Below are 19,955 nucleotides of genomic sequence, written 5' to 3' on the forward strand. Positions count from 1 at the left end.
CCCTGTAGGAGCCGGCTTGCCGGCGAAAGCGCTGTATCAGGCGACATTGATGTTGACTGTGCAGCCGCCTTCGCGGGCAAGCCTCGCTCCTACAGGTCTGTGATGTGCTAGCGAACTCTGAAACCACAACCCCCTGTAGGAGCCGGCTTGCCGGCGAAAGCGCTGTATCAGGCGACGTTGATGTTGACTGTGCAGCCGCCTTCGCGGGCAAGCCTCGCTCCTACAGGTATGTGGTGTGCTCGCGAACTCTGAAACCACAATGCCCTGTAGGAGCCGGCTTGCCGGCGAAAGCGCTGTATCAGGCGACGTTGATGTTGACTGTGCAGCCGCCTTCGCCGGCAAGCCGGCTCCTACGGTACGTATTCATCTAGCGGACGGCGCTGACACCGTCGAGTGTCGAGAACGATGTGTCCTTGGCCGTCAGCAAAAAATCACGCATGTACGGCGCATCCAGCATGTCGGCGCGGATCCCGGCATACAGCGTCGCGAACAAACCCTTCTCGCCCAGACGCTTGCCCTTCACATAACCCCGTGAACTGTATTCATGCAGCGCCCAGTGCGGCATGCCGCAGACGCCGCGACCGCTGGCCACCAGCTGCATCATCATTACCGTCAGCTCCGAGGTGCGGACCTGGGCCGGTTCGATGTCGGCCGGTTCGAGGAAGCGGGTGAAGATGTCCAGCCGATCACGCTCCACCGGGTAAGTGATCAGGGTTTCCGTGAGCAAATCCTCGGGGACGATGTAGGCCTTGCCCGCCAAACGGTGCTGGTTGGCCACCGCGAGCATCGCTTCGTAGGTGAACAACGGCACGTAAGTGATCCCGGCCAGTTCCAGCGGATCGGACGTCACCACCAGGTCCAGATCGCCACGGGCCAGGGCCGGCAACGGGGCGAAGGAGAAACCCGAGGCCAGGTCCAGCTCGACTTCCGGCCAGGCATCGCGGAACTGGTCGATGGTCGGCATCAGCCACTGAAAGCAACTGTGGCACTCGATCGCCATGTGCAAGCGCCCGGCGGTGCCACCGGCCAGCCGCGCGATGTCGCGCTCGGCACCGCGCAGCAGCGGCAACGTGGCGTCGGCCAGTTGCAGCAGGCGCAACCCGGCGCTGGTGAAACGCACCGGTTTGGTCTTGCGCACGAACAGCTGCATACCCATGCGCTCTTCCAGTTCCTTGAACTGGTGGGACAGGGCCGACTGGGTCAGGTGCAGGCGGTCGGCTGCATCCACCAGGCTATCGGCTTCGCGCAAGGCGTGCAGGGTCTTCAAGTGACGGATTTCAAGCACCGGAGGGCTCCATGAGGAAAACTTGTGATCAACACGAAAAGGTTGAGTTTGTCTCATGTTGAGTGGGCTGTCGATAATGGCGCCATCTTTTACAGGGAGGAAACTCACCATGGCCTTGGCCCACACCCTTGGTTTTCCGCGCATCGGCGCTGACCGCGAATTGAAAAAAGCCCTCGAATCCTACTGGAAGGGCGATCTCGATCAGGACGCGCTGAACAGCGTCGGCCGCCAATTGCGCGCCACTCACTGGCAACTGCAGAAAGACGCTGGCATTGACCTGCTGCCCGTGGGCGACTTCGCCTGGTACGACCAGGTCCTGACCCATTCCTTGACCTTCGGTGTGATCCCCGAACGTTTCGACAGCGCCAAGGATCAACGCGGCCTGCCGACCCTCGACACCTTGTTCGCCATGGCCCGTGGCGCCACGACGACCTGCTGCGGCGGTGACCACAGCAAGGCGCAATACGCCCAGGAACTGACCAAGTGGTTCGACACCAACTACCACTACCTCGTACCGGAATTCAGCGCTGACCAGCAGTTCAAGCTGAGCTGGGAACAGCTGTTTGATGAAGTCGACGAAGCCAAAGCGCTGGGCCACAACGTCAAACCAGTGATCATCGGCCCGCTGACTTACCTGTGGCTGGGCAAGGCCAAAGGCAACGACTTTGACAAGCTCGACCTGCTGGAGCGCCTGCTGCCAATCTACGGCGAAATCCTCGGTCGCCTCGCGGCTCAAGGCGTGGAATGGGTGCAGATCGACGAACCGATCCTGACCCTCGACCTGCCGCAGGAATGGAAAAACGCCTTCGAACGCGCTTACCACATCCTTCAATACTCGCCGCTGAAAAAACTGGTGGCGACCTACTTCAGCGGCTTGCAAGACAACCTCGGATTGGCCGTCGGCCTGCCGGTGCAAGGTCTGCACATCGATGCAGTGCGCGCTCCCGACCAACTGCTGCACGTGCTCGATCGGCTGCCGACCTACAAGGTTCTCTCGGTGGGCCTGGTCAACGGTCGCAACGTCTGGCGCTGTGAGCTGGAGCCGGTGCTGGCCCAGCTGCAATTTGCCCAGGAACGCTTTGGCGACAACTTGTGGGTCAGCAGTTCCTGCTCGTTGCTGCACAGCCCGGTGGACCTGGAGCGCGAAGACAAACTCGATCCGGAACTGAAAAGCTGGCTGGCGTTTGCCGTGCAAAAGTGTGGCGAAATCGCCGTGCTGCGCGATGCCCTGAACGACCCGCAAGCACCAAAAGTGCGAGCCGCCCTGGCCGAAAGCCGCGCCATTCAGGTCAGCCGCGCCGAGTCGCCACGCATCCACAAAGCCGACGTGCAGGCGCGCATCGCTGCTATTAGTCCTGCGGACAGCCAACGTCACTCGCCGTTTGCCAAGCGCATCGAGCAACAGCGCGCACGCTTGCAACTGCCGGCATTCCCGACCACCACCATCGGCTCGTTCCCGCAGACCGGTTCGATCCGTCTGGCGCGCCAGGCCTTCAAGCAAGGCAAGCTGTCGGCCAACGATTACACCGACGCCATGCACCACGAAATCCGCCACGCCGTGCAAATCCAGGAACGCCTGGGCCTGGACGTACTGGTGCACGGTGAAGCCGAACGCAACGACATGGTCGAGTACTTCGCCGAGCAACTGGACGGCTACCTGTTCACCCGGTTCGGTTGGGTGCAGAGCTACGGTTCCCGCTGCGTGAAACCGGCGATCATCTACGGCGACCTGAGCCGCCCGACAGCCATGACCGTCGACTGGATCACCTACGCCCAAAGCCAGACCGACAAGGTCATGAAAGGCATGCTCACCGGTCCCGTGACCATGCTGATGTGGTCGTTCCCGCGTGAAGACGTGTCGCGCAAAATCCAGGCGCAGCAACTGGCGCTGGCCTTGCGTGATGAAGTGGTCGACCTGGAAACCGCTGGCATCAAGATCGTGCAGATCGACGAAGCCGCGTTCCGCGAAGGCTTGCCGCTGCGCCGGGCGCAATGGCAGGAATACCTGGACTGGGCGGTGGAAGCTTTCCGCTTGAGCGCCAGTGGTGTGCGTGACGAAACCCAGATCCACACCCACATGTGCTACAGCGAATTCAACGACGTGATCGAGGCCATCGCCGCGATGGACGCCGACGTGATCACCATCGAAACCTCGCGTTCGGACATGGAGTTGCTGGAGGCGTTTGAAGCCTTCGACTACCCGAACGACATCGGTCCGGGCGTCTACGACATCCACTCGCCACGGGTGCCGGACACGGCCGAGATGGTCAAGTTGATGAGCAAAGCGGTGAAGCGCATTCCCGCCGAGCGTTTGTGGGTCAACCCGGACTGCGGCCTGAAAACCCGCGCCTGGCCGGAAACCGAAGCGGCACTGGTCAACATGGTCGCAGCGGCCCGGCAGCTACGCAGCCAACTGGCGTAACCCCGATCCCCTGTAGGAGCGAGCTCGCTCGCGATGGACGCCAACGATAACGCGTGTTGGCTGGATAAACGCGGCGTTCTCAAGTCCATCGCGAGCGAGCTCGCTCCTACAGGGTTTTGCGGTGTTCAGAGCGCGGAAAAGTGTTGGGTCCCCAGCGGTTTGCCGATGTCTCCTCGCCAGATCGACTCGACCTGCGCACCACTACTGGCCTGGGTCTGCTGCCATTGCAGGCCCAGATTGCGTTGCTCGGGCAACTTCAAATGACCTTTGACGAACTCGTTGAACGCAGGCTTGGCCGAGGTGTAGTGGAAGTGCGCATACCATAAGGGTTGCGCCGTTTCGCCGCGCAGATCGCGCACTTCATACTCCTGCAAAAAATCCCTGCGCCCGTCCGCGCGCTTGCCCAAATCCCGCAGTCCGCCTTCCTTGCGGATATCCACAACCTGTTGGCCCAGTAAATAGTCCAGATAGCCCTCGGTCGGGGTTTTACTGTTCATGCTTTGATCAATTCGCAACGTGCGCCCGGTGCGCAGAAAATCATCCGCCCGGCCACGCAATTGCAGCGCAATCGGCTCCGTGGGCGACAGCCGTTCGATGGCCTGGGCACGCAGGGTCAACTCCGCGGCTTCGCTGCTCATCATGTGCTCCAGGTCGACGGGCAGCATGTTTTGCCGCGCATAACCCTCGACCCTGTTTTGGTAAGCGTTGGCGGCACCCAGCCGCGTTCTGGCCTCCGCCAGTAACGGCCCGACATCGGTCTGCAGTTGAGGCGGCGGACTGCCTACGGGTTCGCTGAGGTGATATTTACCGCTGGAACGAGGCAGCCAGGTTTCCGTGCGGCCGTCGACACCCTCGATGGTGAAGCGCTTTTGCCGGGTCGCCGCGTCGGTACTGGCGACGCCGATCAGCAGTTGGTCATCTTCGGTTTCGAAGAGTTGCTTGCCGCTCCGTCCCTCGTTTGGTGTGTTGGTGGGGCGATGCTTGATGGCATGGCGTGCGAATTCTTCCACCTTCTCCAGGTTGTCGAGGAACACCGCGACTTGCTCCAGATCCAGGTGCTGCGGGTAACCCAGCGCCCATGCGCTGAGATTGCGGCGGAATTCGGCATAGGTGGCCAGGCAGTCTTCGAGCACTTTGTTGCGCTGAGTGAAGCTGGCGCGCACTTCCGGCAGATGATGTTGGGTCAGCAGCGCGCGTCCGAGCTGGTTGCGCGTCTTCTTCATCTGCACATGAAAGTAGACCCAGGACAGATCGGTGACGGCTTCATAGTGGGTGATGATTTCCAGCACGTGCGCCGTTTTCAGGTAGTGGTAATTGGCGTCGCTGAACTTGTCGCTCAAGTTCGTGATGTCCTCGGCCATCGTTGATTTTTGCGTGCGGTTGGTGATCCGGCGGTTCCAGCGGTGGGCTTCGTCGACCGTCTCGTGCAGTTGGTCAAAGTCCTTGAGGAAGGCTTTGCGTACCTCCTTGCGTTGCGCCATCAGACGCAAGTGCGCGGCCGTATCGGTGGCGGGTGTGATGTCGGAACGGGCGATCAGTTGATCGATACGATTGAGGTGTTCCACCAGAAGATCTTTGATCAGCATCACTCGCCGTATCGAGCGGTCGACGATGATCCAGGCGCAGCGACTTTGAATGTCTTCAATCATGGCGCGTTTGCGGCCATGGCTGAACTGCATCAGTTCTTCCAGGTTCAGGTATTGGCTTTGGGCAATCTCGATGTCGTTCGCGCAAGCCAGATCAACGCGGGCGCGCACGGGTTGGCGTTGACCGGGTTCAAGGGCGAAGTAGTGCTCCAGTGCGGCATTGGTGCTGCGGGTCTGGGTTTCGAGTCGCCGGGTGTACGCATCGGCGGTGTTGGTCAGGGTCAATTGGCGACGTAGGGCACGATCGGTCCACCAGCGCGGCAACCAGCGGCGAATCGCGGCGGGCCACAACGGGTCCAGCCCGTCGGCCATGTGCCCGAGCACCGCGCCGCCACCGCCGCCACCGCCCTCGATCACCGTGCCGTACACCGCGCAATGGGTATTCCAGTGGCCGGCCCCATCGAGGGCAATGGGGTGTTTATAGGGGCGGGCCCCGGCGCCGTGCAAACGCCATTGGCGCGAATCGCCGCTCAGTTCGATGCGATAGACGCGCCCCTGGCTGATCATGAAGTGGCCATCGGCGTGTCGATAGACATTGCGATAAGCACCTTCGGTCCCCGGTTGCAGGCCGGCCAGGGAAATCTGGTGTTCGTATTCATAGCCCCTGAAGCGTTCCAGGGTGTGCCGGGCCTGTTGTTGCGTTGACGGTTGCAAGGCCCCGGCGCTTTTGGCCACGGTGCGCAATTGACGATGGCGCGTGGCGGTGCGAGCAACACTCGGCGTTGCGGAGAAACCGGTCAACACATCCATTGCCGCGTCAATCAAGGACAACAGCACCGCTTCAACTTCGGCCAGACCATGGCCGACCTGCCCACGCAGGAAAGCCGCAACCGCCAGATTGGCGCTGCCCCAGGCGTCATACAACGCCACGGCAGTTCCCACGAACGGCACCATGCCGAAGGCCATTTTCAGGTAGTTGAACATGGCGCCGGACTGCAACGCGGCGTGCTCAAGGAACAATGCATTGTTGGAGCGCGATGTCGCGCGATGGGCTTCGAGCAAACGGCCCATGTGCACATTGAGCAGGTGTGCCGCCAATGAGGTCGTCGCCGGCCAGGCCATGCCTGTGCCAATCAGGGCGTCGAAGTTTTTCAACAGGGCTTGATTGATCCGAGCGACGTGCCGGGCGATATCACCGGTCAACGCGCGGTCGGCCAGGTAGTTGACCATTGGTGTGTGCAGACACAGATTGAACAGGGCATTGCGCGCCTCTTCGAGGCTGTCGTACTGGCGCAGGAATTGATCGTCGGGGCTGTCGGGCAAGTAGAGCAGGGTCAGGCCGCTGATCTGCTCCTCAATGAAGGTCACGCCGGCCAATGTGCTGGGTCCCTGGTGTTGCGTGTCTTCACCGCCCACGGTCAAGTGCGCCGGCAGCAGCACGATGCGCTTGCCGCTGGCCGTGTAGGCTTCGCGACTATGGGCGTCGATGGCGATTTGCAGCACGTGCAGGCCGTCGGCGCTGATCTGTCGTTGCAGCAGGGCGAACTCGCCTTGCAGCTGGAGCATCAGGCGCCACGGTTCGCTCAGGCATTCGCGCCGGTATTCATTGCTGAAGATTGACGCGACCGAGGTGCCGAGGAAGGTCTCGCGGATCAGCGTTTCATATTTTCCGGCCAGGTCCAGCTCGGTAACCAGCGTGCGCAGCCAGGGTTGGGTGATGGCGGTTTTTAGCTTCTGGCGTTCGGTCTCTTTACCGCCGTTGATCTCGACCTGCATGAAGGACAATCGCCACCACATTTCTTGATCGATATTGCTTTGCGCCAGCTCGGCCAGTGACAGCTTGCTGCGCTGTTGACTGGCGATCAGCACATTTTGCTGCGGCGTGCCCGGCGCGGCGCCGTCAGTCACGACTTTCTGCCAGGTGGTTGAGTCCGGCACATCCAGCAGCACCTCGACGCTGTGGGTGAGGCCGAATTCCAGACGCAGGCGGGCATCGATGGCCTTTTGGCTGAAGGCTTCCCGCGCTGGCAGCTCGCGCTCAAACATGTCATGGGAACGCTGCATCGCCCGGAGGCAGGACTTGAACAACCCCGTGAGTCGCTCGCGTTGCGCGCCGGACGGTGCGTCGAGCCACGAGGGCAATCGACCTGCCAGCGCGCTGCTGCGATTTTGCTCGATGAGCTGCGCGTAAGCCCGTTCCCGGGCGGCGGCGATGGGCACGGTCATGCGGGCGAGGGTCTTTTCCCGAAGGTTATCCAGCCGCGCCGCACGCTGGATGACATGCGACGGAAGGGGATTGTCGGCAATCAGTCGGGCTGCCTGTTGTTCACAGGTGTAGAGCTGGGCCTGCAACGCGTATTCGAACGGGTTGCCGGTCAGTGCCGAGAAATGCAATGCACGGGTCGGGTCATTGGCCGTCATTTTGAACAGCGTCTGCTCCAGCGCCTGACGTGAGGAGAAGCGTTGCAGGCCACCGAAGCGTCCGGGCCAGAAGAGCAACAGCGATTGGGCCGAGGCTGGCAACAACGCAGACGGCTGGGCAAATACCAGCACACCGTCCAGTTCCTGGGTTTGCGTGCGGGTGGTTTCGCCCTCGGTGTCGGTTGCCGACAGCGTCAGTCGAGCGATGACCAATTCTTGTGGGCGGGTTTGAGTGGGGGCGTCGAGCACGCTTGTCAGCCATTGATGCTCATCGCTGCTGATCTGCTGCAGGCTCAATTGCAGTTCGGCCTCGGCGCGCAGCCCGCTCAAGCGTGCCTGATACAGCTCGGCGTAGTGCGGGTTTGGCTGGTGACGCAGCTCCAGCATTTTCAGTGCGTCGGTCTGCAACAGCGCGGTGGCGGCGGCGCTGCTGGCCTGTTCGGCAGTTGTGAGCGTGTCGAGTTGCTGTTGCAGCCGTTGCAGGCGCGGGTCGTTATGGTCGCCTTGAAAGTCCGGACCGAGCAGGCTCTCCAAAGCCATTTGCTGTTGCGCCAGGGCACTGTGCCGCATGCCCAATGGAATATCCGGGCTTAGCAGGCCGAATGGCGCACTGTTGTCGTTCGTATCCGCCATCGGCAGGTCGGGCGGCGGGGCGAAAACCGTTGCGTTGCGTTGCCGGTCCAAGGGCGCGATGGACAACCGCGACAGCAGCGATTCGGCAGCGGTGTGCAGAATGGGCTTGGCGAGGGCGGTGTAGTCGACGCTGGGGGTGTCTGTTTCGATCCGGGATTGGCCGAACAATTGCGGCTGATGGTCGATCAGCCAGCGCTCTAATGCGTCACGGGTTTGAAAGGTGCGCCAGGCCGGTTGCGCTGAAGGCAGGTACAACAATCGCGCTGCTGGCCGGGTTGATTCGAGGCCGATGACCAGTGCCCCCGACAGCTCGACCCGCCGACCCTCCGTGCTCGTTAGCGCAGGTTGGCTGACCTGGATGTCGGGCTGCCCTTGCGACAGGGCGGGATCGATGATCGCCAGTAGCGCTTTGATCTGTTCGTCGCTCAGGCTGCCCTGGGCGAAAGCCAGTTGGCTGGAGGCCTCGAAATGCTGGCGATAAATGCGGATTGCGTGGGCCTTGCGTGAAAGGTCTGTACCGCGCGCACGTGCGCTCCACCAGTTGGCATCGAGTGGCGACTGCGGGTTTTGCGCCATGAGTTCGAGCCATTGCTCGCGGCAATCATTGCAGCGCGCCGAGGCGCTCAGGTACAGGCTCTGATCCGGGTTGGGAGCCAAAGGGTGGACGAGGCCGAAGTCGGCCGGCAGGGATGTGGGTTCGTCGAGCATGACGACAGGTCTCCAGAGGGCCGGGCGTTGCCGGCGTCCGGGCCATTAGAGGTCAGTCGTTGGAGGGCATGGCGGTACATAGTTATCGCGTTGTGCCGTTTCCTTTGCCGATGACCGCTCGGCACTCTTCATCAAACTGTCATGGAACTGTGGCAGCGCGCTTGAACAAACTTCATCAGACTCGCGCTCTACTGGGGTTCTGCGTTTCGGTGTTTTTTCATGCGTGCTTTTTGTTTATCAACCGTGCTTTTCATGGCCACGTTGTTGTTCGGCCAGCCGTCTTTTGCGGCCTCTCGTTGTGATGTCAATGTTCCGACCGAACGGGTCGATCTGGCGCAGGTGAGCCTGGCGTACCAGAGCATTGGTCGTGCGTCGGACCCGGCGTTGTTGCTGGTGATGGGCCTGGGTGGGCAGTTGATTCATTGGCCGGACGAGGTGGTGGTCGCGTTGTGTCAGCAGGGTTTTCGGGTGATTCGCTATGACAATCGCGATGTCGGCCTCTCGACCTGGCGGCAAGCGCCGGTCGATGCCAACCTGACCTTCGAAGTGTTGCGCTACAAGCTCGGTTTGCCGGTGTCGGCGCCGTATACCCTGACGGATATGGCGGACGATGCCTTTGGGTTGATGGACGCGTTGCACGTCGAGCAGTTCCACGTGCTGGGCGCCAGCATGGGCGGGATGATTGCCCAGCACATGGCGGCCATGGCGCCGCAGCGGGTCGAGAGCCTGACGTTGATCATGACCACGTCGGGGGCCGAGGGCTTGCCGGCGCCCAGTGCGGCGTTGGTGCAGTTGCTCTCGCGCCGTGGGGCGCCGAATCGTGAAGTGGCTTTGGAGCAGCAGGCTGATTTGCTGGCAGCGCTGGGTAGCCCGACGGTGAGTGATGATCGGCAGGTTTTGTTGCATCAGGCGGCGGTGTCTTATGACCGGGCGTTCAACCCTGAGGGTGTGAAGCGCCAGATCATGGCGATTCTTGCCGAGCCGAGCCGGGTGGCGTTGCTGAATCAATTGCGGGTGCCGACGCTGGTGGTGCATGGCACGGCTGATCCGTTGTTGCCGGTGATGCATGGGGTGCATTTGGCGGCGCATATCCGCGGTAGTCAGTTGAGGTTGATTCCGGGGTTGGCGCATCGATTCCAGGAGGCGTTCAAGGCGCCGTTGCTGGCGGCGGTTTTGCCTTATTTGCAGGCTCATCGTGAGGACACTTCGCATTGGGCGCAAATCGATCCTGTGGCCGAACATAATCTGCTGTAACACCACAAATCCCTGTGTAGGAGCGAGGCTTGCCCGCGAAGGCGGCCTTATAGCCGACCATTTTCTTTCTGGTGTACATATCCATTGCTGCGGTAACGGCCACTTACGGTTTCGCCCTTACGGCGAGTCCCTTTTGTCAAACGCCACAAAAGGAACCAAAAAGTCTTGCCCCATCGTCCGGCCCCTCGCTTAGGCTCGGCGTTCCTTCGCTCCGGCATTCATCTGGGCGCATCGCCTCCGGTCTGCTTCGCGACGACCTCCTCTCGATGTGTTCGACTGCGTCGAACGGCGCTACGCGCCTGCCCCCAGATGAACACCTCCACTCAGCCTACCGAAGGAGCGGGTGGATCAAAAGCAGGCGAGCTAACGCTCGGCCTATTGAGTGGTGAGTAGCGGCGGGTGTGCCCTGTTTTTGCCTTTGTAGGAGCGAGGCTTGCCCGCGAAGGCGTCGGTTCATACAGCATTGATGCGATTGACACTCCACTTTCGCAAGCAAGCCCGCTCCCACAAGTGATCTGCTGCGCACGCCGGTCTGTCGGTGTATCGTTCGAACTTTCCGGCGCGTTTCAGTCTGCGAGGTGTGTGATGAGTGCCCCCCTGAAAATTGATTTCGTCAGCGACGTGTCCTGCCCCTGGTGCGTCGTCGGCCTGTATGGCCTGACCCGGGCCCTGGATCTGCTGGGGGACGAGGTCCAGGCCGAGATCCGTTTTCAGCCGTTCGAGCTGAACCCGAAGATGGGTCCTGAAGGGCAGAACATCACTGAGCACATCACCGAGAAGTACGGTTCGACACCTGAGCAATCCCAGAAAAACCGCGAGATGATCCGCGCGCGTGGCGCGGAGGTCGGGTTTGCCTTTCGCACGGACGGCAACAGCCGCATCTACAACACGTTCGACGCTCATCGTTTGTTGTTCTGGGCGGGGCTGGAGGGGTTGCAGTTCAATCTGAAGGAGGCGTTGTTCAAGGCGTATTTCACCGACGGCGGCAATCCGTCCGATCATCAGCAGTTGGTGCAGATTGCTGAACGCGTGGGGTTGGATCGGCAACGGGCCGAGGCGATTCTGGCGTCCGATGAGTTCGCCAAAGAGGTGCTTGAAGAAGAGCAGTTATGGTTGTCGCGCGGGGTGAGTTCAGTGCCGACGGTGGTGTTCAACGGGCAGTACGCGGTCAGTGGCGGGCAGCCGGTGGAAACGTTTGTCGCCGCGATCCGGCAGATCATGAGTGAAGCGAAGGGCGGCACAGTCAACAACTGATCCCCCTGTAGGAGCTGCCGAAGGCTGCGATCTTTTGATCCTGGCTGGCAATAGCAAGATCAAAAGATCGCAGCCTTCGGCAGCTCCTACAGTGCGTCAGCGTTTTGATCAGCGCACGATCTTGTCCACATGAATCCCCAGTTTCTTCAGCCGATACCAGAAGCTGCGCTCGGAAATCCCGATCAACTGCGCCGCCGCTGCCTGCACGCCGTTGCTCTGTTGCAGGGCCGCCAGGATGTAGGTCTTCTCGACTTCTGCCAGCGCCGCTTCCAGGTCTGCCGGCACGCTGCCTTCGGTGATCAGCGTGCCGCTGGCGACGGGGTTTGAGGCGAACAGGTAAGCCGGCAGATCCTCGTCTTCAATCACCGCACCCGACGCCACAATGGTCGCGCGCTCCACGCAGTTCTGCAGTTCGCGAATGTTCCCCGGCCATGAATAATTGGCCATGGCCTGCAACGCCGCCGGGCTGAAACCGGTAATACGTTTGCCCGCCGTGGCGCCCAGGGTGTGGGCGAAATGTCGGGCCAGCGGGGCGATGTCTTCGACCCGTTCGCGCAAGGCTGGCAGGGGAATCGGGAACACGTTGAGGCGGTAGTAAAGGGCTTCGCGAAACTCCTTGTTGGCCACCGCGTCCAGCAGATTTTTGTTGGTTGCGGCAATCACCCGCACATCGACTTTCCGTTCGCGCGGATCGCCCACCGGTTCGATCACCCGCTCCTGCAACGCCCGCAGGATTTTCGCTTGCAAGGCCAGCGGCATTTCGCCGATTTCATCAAGGAACAGCGTGCCTTTGTCGGCCTGCATGAAACGCCCGACCCGGTCCGCCACGGCGCCGGTAAACGCGCCTTTGCGGTGGCCGAACATTTCGCTTTCCAGCAGCCCTTCGGGGATTGCCGCACAGTTCACCGCGACAAACGGTTTGTCGGCGCGATTGCCGTGCTTGTGGATCGCCCGCGCAACCATTTCCTTGCCGGTGCCGCTTTCGCCGGTCAGCAGGATCGTCGCATTGCTTTCGCGCACCGACTCGATCGCGTGCAGCACCCGCCGAAAACTCGGGCTGTCGCCGATCAGGCTGTCGATCTGCTGGTGTTCATCGAGTTCGGCGCGCATGCGCTGGTTGTCTTTGAGGATGTCGCGAAATTGCAGGGCTTTGCTGACGGTGATGTCCAGTTCGTCGATATCGAAGGGCTTGGCAATGTAGTCGAAGGCGCCGTTGCGCATCGACTGCACGGCGTTTTTTACCGTGCTGTAGGCCGTCATGACGATCACCGGCAACTGCGGAAAACGCGTTTTGATTTCCGCGAGCAATTGCGGGCCGTCCATGCCGGGCATGCGCCAGTCGCTGATCACCAGGTCAATGTCCTCGCACTCCAGCACCTTGAGCGCATGCAGGCCATTGCCGGCAGTGAACACCACAATGCCGTTCTGACTCAGTGCCGAGGCCAGCAGGTCGCAGAGCTTGGGCTCGTCGTCGACCACCAGTACGTTATGTGTCATCGCTGCCCTCGTCGAAGTCTGCACCGTTGGCCGGAATGTACAGGGTGAAGGTGGCCCCGGCATCTTTTTCACTGACGCATTCGATGCGTCCGTCATGACTCTCCATGATCGAGAAGACCTTGGCCAGACCCAGCCCGGTGCCCGACGCCTTGGTGGTGACGAACGGCGTGAAAATCCGTTCGAGCATGTCCGGTTCGATGCCTTGTCCGGTGTCGGAAATGCTGATGACGGTGAATGACGAATCGCTGCTGATCGCCACGGTCAGGCGTCCGCCGTCGGGCATGGCGTCGATGGCGTTGACGATCAGGTTCAGGCCCGCCTGCTTGAGCTGCCGCGCGTCGGCATACAGGGTCGCGGCGGGGGCCTGGTCGTCGATGCGCACATCGATGTTGTGGCTGGCCAGTTCCGGGGCGCAGAAGCCGATCAATTCATCCACCAGGGGCCGCGCGGGTTGGGTCGAACGCATCGGCGCGCTCGGTTTGGCGAAGTCGAGGAAATCGGTAATCAGGTCGTTGATGCGGCTGACTTCACTGACCACGTATTCCAGATGGCGCTTGTCGGTCTCGGGCAAATCGGCGCGCCGGTGGAGCAATTGCGTGGCGGTCTTGATGATGCCCAGCGGGTTGCGGATTTCATGGGCCAGGCCCATGGCGACTTCGCCCAGCGCATGCAGGCGGTCGCGACGACGCAGTTGCGATTCCAGGTGCTGCAACTCGCCGAGGCGTTCGCTCATGTGGTTGAAGGTGCTGCTCAATTCCGCCAGTTCGTCGCCGCCAGTGACCGGCAAACGTTGGCGATAATCCCCGGCGATCACTGCTTGCACGCCTTTGGAAAGTCCGCGTAGTGGCTTGGTCAGGCGCGGCGACCCTAGCCAGCCAACCGCCAGTGACGCCGCTGAGCTGAGCAGGAAAATCAGAATGAACAGGTTGCTCTGGTTGACCAGCCCGACCAGGCTGGAGTGGCGCAGCAGACCACTGAAAATCACCCCTTGCAGCTCGCCACTTTCGTTGAGAATCGGCCGGTAGATACCGCTATAGCGGCTGGTGAACTGCTCGATCGGCTGCTTGGTGTTGCGCAAAATCTGTTCGATTTTTTCCGGCACCGCCGCCGGATGATCCTCGAAACGTTGGGTGGAAAAGATCTCCGAGAAGTCATCGGCCTTGGCCAGGTACAGCCTCAGGTCGAGGGAATGCACGTCGGCCACGCTGGTGAGGAAACTGCTGTCGAGGTAGGTCGCAATCACCAGTTTGTAATCGACGCCGTCCTGATCGGTCTCGAAGGTCGAGACTACCGTGCCCGTGGCCACGCCACCGACTTGCAAGGTCTGCAACACGGCTTTGGGGGCGGTGCTGATCTGGCGGACGATGTCGTCGGTGGCGGTGCTGAACACTACTTTGTGATCGCTGTTGCGCACCAGCGCGACCACGTCGATGCCCATGGCGTCGGCGATGTCGGTTGTCAGCTTGTCGCGTTTGCTGGATTGGCGGTCGGTTGGCGGACGCGTATAGCGCAGGAACAACTGCGCGACCCGCGCGTTATCCCGCAGGATCTCGGTGATTTCGTCCTCGACGATCTTGGTCGATTCCTGCAGCCAGATCCGCACGTTGCTGTCGAAAATCTGCGACAGGGTGGTGGCTGCCAGCTCAGCGGCAATCATCGTCGGTATCACGCTGACCAGCCAGAAGGCCAGCACCAGTTTGCGCTGCAGGCTCCAGCCGGAGAGGGCGAAAGGTCGGGCGTTGGCGGGGCGGTCTTTGGTCATCATGCTTCGCTTATTGCAGCAGCCATGGCAGGGTCGGATCGGTCCGGGCGGATAAACATTTTCACCCCTCGCAACAGGCCGTCGAGCATGCGGTTGCGGTGGCGGAAAAACACGGTGTTGCCGGTAAACGAGCAACCCAGGCGCAGCTTACTGGCATAGCCGGCCTGGCCGCACGCGTAGATCGCGATGCCGTGTTCAATACAGTAGTCGACATTGGCCAGCCAGCTGCGCACGTACAGGTTGTGCTCGCGGGTTCGGCTCAGGTCGTGGGCGAAAAACTTATCCACCAGTCGCTGCTCATCCAGCAGCACCAGGTTGAACGCCACCAGTTCTTCGCCGAGCCAATACAGCACGCAAGCGGCTCGCTCGTCGAGGTGTTCCAGGACCTGGCGGAAGTACGCTGGCGGCAGGCGCTCGAAGCTCAGGTCGCTGCGGGCGAGGGTGGCTTCGTAGAGCGGCATCATCCGCGGCAGCAGGTCGTCGACGCAGCGTCGCCATTCGATCCTCGGACCTTGCCCGCGCAAGGTGCGGCGCAGGTCTTTGCGGGTGGATTTGCCGAGGGTGCCGAGGTAGGCGTCCACGGAGCCAAAATTGATCGGCAGCTCAGCGCTGGGCAGGCCGGGCATGCTTTGCAGTCCGGCCTCCTGGCAAACCTGCAACCACTGCGGGTCCCGGTGTGAGGCATCTTTTACCGCTAGCAGGCCGATACCGGCCTGATCGGCATCGTTGCGGGCCAGGGTCAATAATTGCTCAAGCAGGGCAGGGCGCCGGGCGGGATCGATGTGCCGGGCCGTTCCGACATGGCATTGCTCGGCCACCGGTGAACCGAGGGCGTAGAGGCGCACGTCGAGCAATCCCGGCCACCAGCGGCGCAAGCGTTCACTGATACGTTTGCCCAGGCCCTGAACCGTGGTGTCCAACGAATAGGCGGTGGTGAACGCCACCGCCGCTGCGACCAGCACCTCCTCTTCATACAACGCCAGATAGCGCCACTGAAAATCGGCAATGCCCGCCTGCTCAACGGCGCGGTAGTAATCCCAGCCTTCCAGTTCGGCGGGGAAACAGGCATTCCCGGCAGCGCGCTCAATGGCCTCGATCGTCGAAAAGGCAAGGGCTGTGATCACATCGTTTCCTTAAAATTTCTCACCATTACGGCCATCCCCGATCAATACCGTTGCACGATCCCTGTAGCAGCTGGCGAAGCCTGCGTTCGGCTCTGTAGCAGCTGTCGAGCTTGCGAGGCTGCGTTCGGCTGCGAAGCAGTCGTGAAGCCTGATCTTGCGGTTTTCCTGAGGCACCGCGTTGTCAGATTTCACGCTGCATCGCAGCCGAACGCAGCCTCGCAGGCTCGTCAGCTGCTACAAGGGGCGTGCAATGTTCGGCATTGCTGTCAGGCCAGCTGCTGAAAGTCCTGGCGTATGGGGGGTGGGTCGGCCCCCTTGTTGCACGAAACGGTGGTGGATGAAGTCCGCACTGAGCTCCACCACTCGGCGGTATTGCAGGTCGACGGTGATCATGTGATAGCAGTCGTCGAGCAGGACCTTGACCACCGGCCCGCCCAGCTTGCGTTCCACGTAATCGGCGTTCCAGCGGCTGGTGATGTCGTCTTCGCTCGAGTGCAGGACCAACGCTTGTGTGGTGATCTGCGGCATGCGCTTTTTCACCGCCGCCACCAACCGATGCAGTTCCCGAACACTCACGCCGGACATGGTCAGCAGCCCGGCATTGCTGCTTTCACCGGCCTTCATCTGCCGTTCGACGATGGCCCGCAAGCGTTCGTCCTTGATACCGAACGGTGATTTTTCGTTGAAACGGCACAGGTGCACGCCAAACGGAATCGACATCATCAGGCTGCTCAACTTTGCCACCCACGGCATGTTCCAGCCGTCGTAACGCAGCGTGGTCGAATACAGCAACAAGCCTTCGATCTGCCCCGGATGCTCGGCGGCCAGGTACATCGACAGCACCGCGCCCATGGACAAACCGCCGACGAACACATGCTGGTGTTTGCGCCTGACCCCGAGGAAGGTATTGCGCGCGCTTTCGTACCAGTCACGCCACCCGGTGGCTTGCAGGTCGGCGTTGTCCCCGCAGTGGCCGGCCAGGGTCGGCACATAGACGGTGCACCCGGCCTTGGCCAGACCGATGGCTACCCGGCGCAATTCGGTCGGAGTGCCGGTGAGGCCGTGGATCAACAACACCGCGACCTCCCCGCTGCCGAGAACGAAACCGGCGCTGCCTTCGCCCATGTTGATCTCTTCGGCCGTCATCTTTTCATCGCCCGGTGCAGCAGACGGTCGAGCAGAGCGATACCCAAATCGATTTCCGGGTAGCTGATTTCCAGCGATGGTGCGAGGGTGATCACGTTCTTGTAGTAACCGCCGACATCGAGGATCAGACCGAGGCGTTTGCCATCGATTTCGATGTCGCCCTTCATGCCTTCCTCGACCATGAAATCCAGGGTTGCCTTGTCCGGGGTGAAACCGTCCGGGCCGCAGATTTCGCAGCGCAGGGCCAGGCCCAGACCGTCGACGTCGCCGATGATCGGGTAGCGCTTCTGCAAATCCTTCAGGCCTTCAAGGAAGTATTTACCCTTGTTCATGACCATCGAGCCGTAATCGATTTCGCTGGTCATCTTGAACATTTCCAGGCCCACTGCCGTGCCCAGCGGGTTGGAGGCGAACGTCGAATGAGTCGAACCTGGCGGGAAGATTTTCGGGTTGATCAATTCTTCTTTGGCCCAGATACCACCCAGCGGATTGAGGCCATTGGTCAAGGCTTTGCCGAAGACGATCACGTCCGGTTTGACGTCGAAGTGCTCGATCGACCACAGCTTGCCGGTGCGGTAGAAACCCATCTGGATTTCGTCGACCACCATCAAGATGCCGTGTTGGTCCAGCACATGCTTGAGCTCGCTGTAGAAATTCATCGGCGGAATCACATAGCCACCGGTGCCCTGGATCGGCTCGACGTAGAAGGCGGCGTATTCGCTCTGGCCGACTTTCGGGTCCCAGACGCCGTTGTATTCGGTCTCGAACAACCGGGCGAAATTCCGTACGCAATGGCTGCCGTACTCTTCCTTGCTCATGCCTTTCGGGCCGCGAAAGTGGTACGGGAACGGGATGAATTGTGCACGTTCGCCGAAGTGGCCATAGCGGCGGCGATAGCGGTAGCTGGACGTGATCGACGAGGCGCCGAGGGTGCGGCCGTGATAGCCGCCCTCGAAGGCGAACATCAGGCTTTTGCCGTTGGTGGCGTTGCGCACGACTTTCAGCGAATCCTCGATGGACTGCGAGCCACCGACGTTGAAGTGCACGCGGCCGTCGAGGCCGAATTTTTTCTTTGCATCGACGGCGATCATTTCCGACAGCTCGATCTTGCCTTTGTGCAGGTACTGGCTGGCGATTTGCGGCAGGGTATCGATCTGCTGTTTCAGCGCGTTGTTCAGGCGCGGGTTGGCGTAACCGAAGTTGACCGCCGAGTACCACATTTGCAGGTCGAGGTAGGCCTGGTCTTCGGTGTCCCAGACGTAGGAGCCTTCGCAACGGCTGAAGATTCGCGGCGGTTCGATGTAGTGAACGGTGTCGCCGTAGGAGCAATACCTGGCTTCTTTTTCCAGAAGGATCTGGTCTTCAGGCGTGGCGATTCGAATATCAGACATGGTGGAAGAGTTCCTGTGTTTCTACGTTGAAGGAGGTGGCGTTGGCGGCGCTGGCGTTTGGAAGCAGCGCCAGTAACGCAGGCAGTTCGGCGAAGCTGTCGAAGCGCGCATAGGCGATGCCGTTACGTTCGCAGTGCTCGGCCAGGCGATCCTTGGCGAACACGAAATCGGCGGTGGCCGCCACGCACATGTCGGACTGGCCATCGCCGATCACCAGCACCCGTTTGGCGCTGGGGGTGGATTTGCATTTGCAGTTGCCGGACGCGGCGCGGCAGGCGTCGCTTGAGTGCGGGAAGTCGATGCGCCAACTGTGGTGATCGACCTGGCGCAAGCGGTTGGCGAGGATCGGCAAGAGGCTGACGTAGTGGCGCGCGAGGATTCGCGCGATGCCTTGTTCGATGCCGTCGCTGACCACTTCAAGGGAGGCGCCGAGGCCGATCACGTGGGCGACGAAGTCAGGGAAGTCCGGATCGATGTCGATGCTGTCGAAGAACCCGAGCAGCTCGGCGGGGGGGGCCTTGACCAGCGAGAGCTGGCGGCGGAGGCATTCACGCGAACCGATGTCGCCCGCTAGCCACTCGTCTTCGATCGCTTCCCAGCGCGGGTCGGCGAAACGCTGGAGGATGCTGTCGATCACGTCGGTGCGGGTGATGGTCCCGTCGAAATCACACACGATATGCCAGTCAATCATCTGCTGTACCTTCTTGTGAAAAGTGTGCGCAGGTTGTGCTGTCTGCGCTGCAAAGGGGGTAGAGCAGGGACTGTGCCAATCGTGTTTGGCCTAGCAGGGCTGGGGTTTTCGCTGGTTGTGGTAGCGGCGAAGCTACAATTTTTGTAGGTCGCTACAAACAACATGAGTGCTTGCGCGAGGGGCGGGATTCGGGGATTGATGCGCGCATATCCAATCAAGGAACCGCCTCATGTCGAGGACCGCAGTTGTGTTATTCGCCGCGCTGGCCTGCCTTTCGGGCAACGTGTCAGCGGACAGCATCACCGGGGAGGCAGGGCTGGGCCTGAGCTATCAACCCCACGATCCGACCGGCAGCCGATACGAGACTCGACCGGTGCCATATCTTGATCTGGACTGGGGCGATGTCAGCCTCAGCACCGACGACGGGCTGACCTGGGCTGCGTTCAACGCCAACGGTTTCAGCGCCGGGCCGTTTGTGAATTATCTGCCGGGGCGGACTTCCAACGGCGAGTTGCAAGGCTTGCGCGACGTGCCGGACATGGGCGAAGTCGGCGGGTTTGTGCAGTACGCCCCGGCTGATTTCTGGCGGGTGTTTGCCTCAGTTGGGCAAGCGGTGGGTGGGCGCGGCGGTCAGGGCGGGGGGGGGCGGTACGCTGTCCGGTATTTTCTCCGGGGACGCCCGGCCCAGAGGTGTGACCCGGGGGCGGGGCGTCCGGCGGCGGGCGACCTCGGGGGCGCCGCGTGCCGCGCGCCGCGCGGGCACGCCCCCCTCGCGCCGGTG

Annotated in this window: 12 protein-coding genes; 4 read left to right on the plus strand and 8 right to left on the minus strand. The window is 61.4% G+C overall.

Features of this window, described 5'->3' with window-relative positions; all coding sequences use genetic code 11:
* Window positions 1–367: 367 nt before the first annotated feature.
* The gene (gene metR / locus AEQ67_RS00015; RefSeq protein WP_059401911.1) at window positions 368–1,285 is read right to left on the minus strand and encodes a transcriptional regulator MetR; all 918 of its coding nucleotides are present in this window, start codon (window positions 1,283–1,285) and stop codon (window positions 368–370) included.
* Between the two features lie 109 nt (window positions 1,286–1,394).
* On the opposite strand from metR, the gene metE reads away from it, so the two are divergent.
* Complete coding sequence (metE, locus tag AEQ67_RS00020) at window positions 1,395–3,707, plus strand: 5-methyltetrahydropteroyltriglutamate--homocysteine S-methyltransferase (protein ID WP_059401912.1); 2,313 nt, start codon at window positions 1,395–1,397, stop codon at window positions 3,705–3,707.
* Window positions 3,708–3,832: 125 nt separating this feature from the next.
* Here the strand turns inward: metE and AEQ67_RS00025 are convergent, their stop codons facing one another.
* Window positions 3,833–9,055: a dermonecrotic toxin domain-containing protein gene (locus AEQ67_RS00025; protein ID WP_059401913.1), complete on the minus strand. Its 5,223-nt coding sequence runs from the start codon at window positions 9,053–9,055 to the stop codon at window positions 3,833–3,835.
* 219 nt (window positions 9,056–9,274) lie between these two features.
* Between AEQ67_RS00025 and AEQ67_RS00030 the strand changes: the two genes are divergently transcribed.
* Both AEQ67_RS00030 and AEQ67_RS00035 read left to right on the plus strand, forming a co-directional pair.
* Window positions 9,275–10,309 carry an alpha/beta fold hydrolase gene (locus AEQ67_RS00030; protein ID WP_059401914.1) on the plus strand — a complete coding sequence of 345 codons (1,035 nt, stop codon included), beginning with the start codon at window positions 9,275–9,277 and terminating at the stop codon, window positions 10,307–10,309.
* A 585-nt stretch (window positions 10,310–10,894) separates the two neighbouring features.
* On the plus strand, window positions 10,895–11,563 hold the full coding sequence (locus AEQ67_RS00035) for a DsbA family oxidoreductase (RefSeq protein ID WP_059401915.1): 669 nt from the start codon (window positions 10,895–10,897) through the stop codon (window positions 11,561–11,563).
* 108 nt (window positions 11,564–11,671) lie between these two features.
* Here AEQ67_RS00035 and AEQ67_RS00040 read toward each other — a convergent pair whose 3' ends face one another.
* The 6 genes from AEQ67_RS00040 to AEQ67_RS00065 all read right to left on the minus strand — a co-directional run bounded on the left by AEQ67_RS00040 (window position 11,672) and on the right by AEQ67_RS00065 (window position 19,174).
* Entirely contained in the window at window positions 11,672–13,060 is a 1,389-nt protein-coding gene (locus tag AEQ67_RS00040) for a sigma-54-dependent transcriptional regulator (protein WP_059401916.1), read from the minus strand.
* Window positions 13,050–14,825 (minus strand): sensor histidine kinase, encoded by a 1,776-nt coding sequence (locus AEQ67_RS00045; protein ID WP_059401917.1) that lies wholly within the window; start codon window positions 14,823–14,825, stop codon window positions 13,050–13,052. Before AEQ67_RS00045 ends, AEQ67_RS00040 begins: the two co-directional genes overlap by 11 nt.
* A complete protein-coding gene (locus tag AEQ67_RS00050; RefSeq protein ID WP_059401918.1) occupies window positions 14,822–15,946 on the minus strand; it encodes a GNAT family N-acetyltransferase in 1,125 nt (374 codons plus the stop codon). Before AEQ67_RS00050 ends, AEQ67_RS00045 begins: the two co-directional genes overlap by 4 nt.
* A 234-nt stretch (window positions 15,947–16,180) precedes the next feature.
* Window positions 16,181–17,092 (minus strand): alpha/beta hydrolase, encoded by a 912-nt coding sequence (locus AEQ67_RS00055; protein ID WP_063854402.1) that lies wholly within the window; start codon window positions 17,090–17,092, stop codon window positions 16,181–16,183.
* Window positions 17,089–18,483, minus strand: coding sequence for an aspartate aminotransferase family protein (locus AEQ67_RS00060; RefSeq protein WP_059401919.1), 1,395 nt, complete (start codon window positions 18,481–18,483; stop codon window positions 17,089–17,091). Before AEQ67_RS00060 ends, AEQ67_RS00055 begins: the two co-directional genes overlap by 4 nt.
* A complete protein-coding gene (locus AEQ67_RS00065) occupies window positions 18,476–19,174 on the minus strand; it encodes an MtnX-like HAD-IB family phosphatase (protein ID WP_059401920.1) in 699 nt (232 codons plus the stop codon). The genes AEQ67_RS00060 and AEQ67_RS00065 overlap by 8 nt, the downstream gene beginning before the upstream one ends.
* Window positions 19,175–19,403: 229 nt before the next feature.
* Here AEQ67_RS00065 and AEQ67_RS00070 point away from each other — a divergent pair.
* A partial coding sequence (locus tag AEQ67_RS00070) for a MipA/OmpV family protein (protein ID WP_236710266.1) occupies window positions 19,404–19,955 on the plus strand: 552 nt, incomplete at its 3' end.

The organism is Pseudomonas sp. RIT-PI-q (genome assembly GCF_001297125.1).
In the GTDB taxonomy this organism is placed as follows: Bacteria; Pseudomonadota; Gammaproteobacteria; order Pseudomonadales; family Pseudomonadaceae; genus Aquipseudomonas.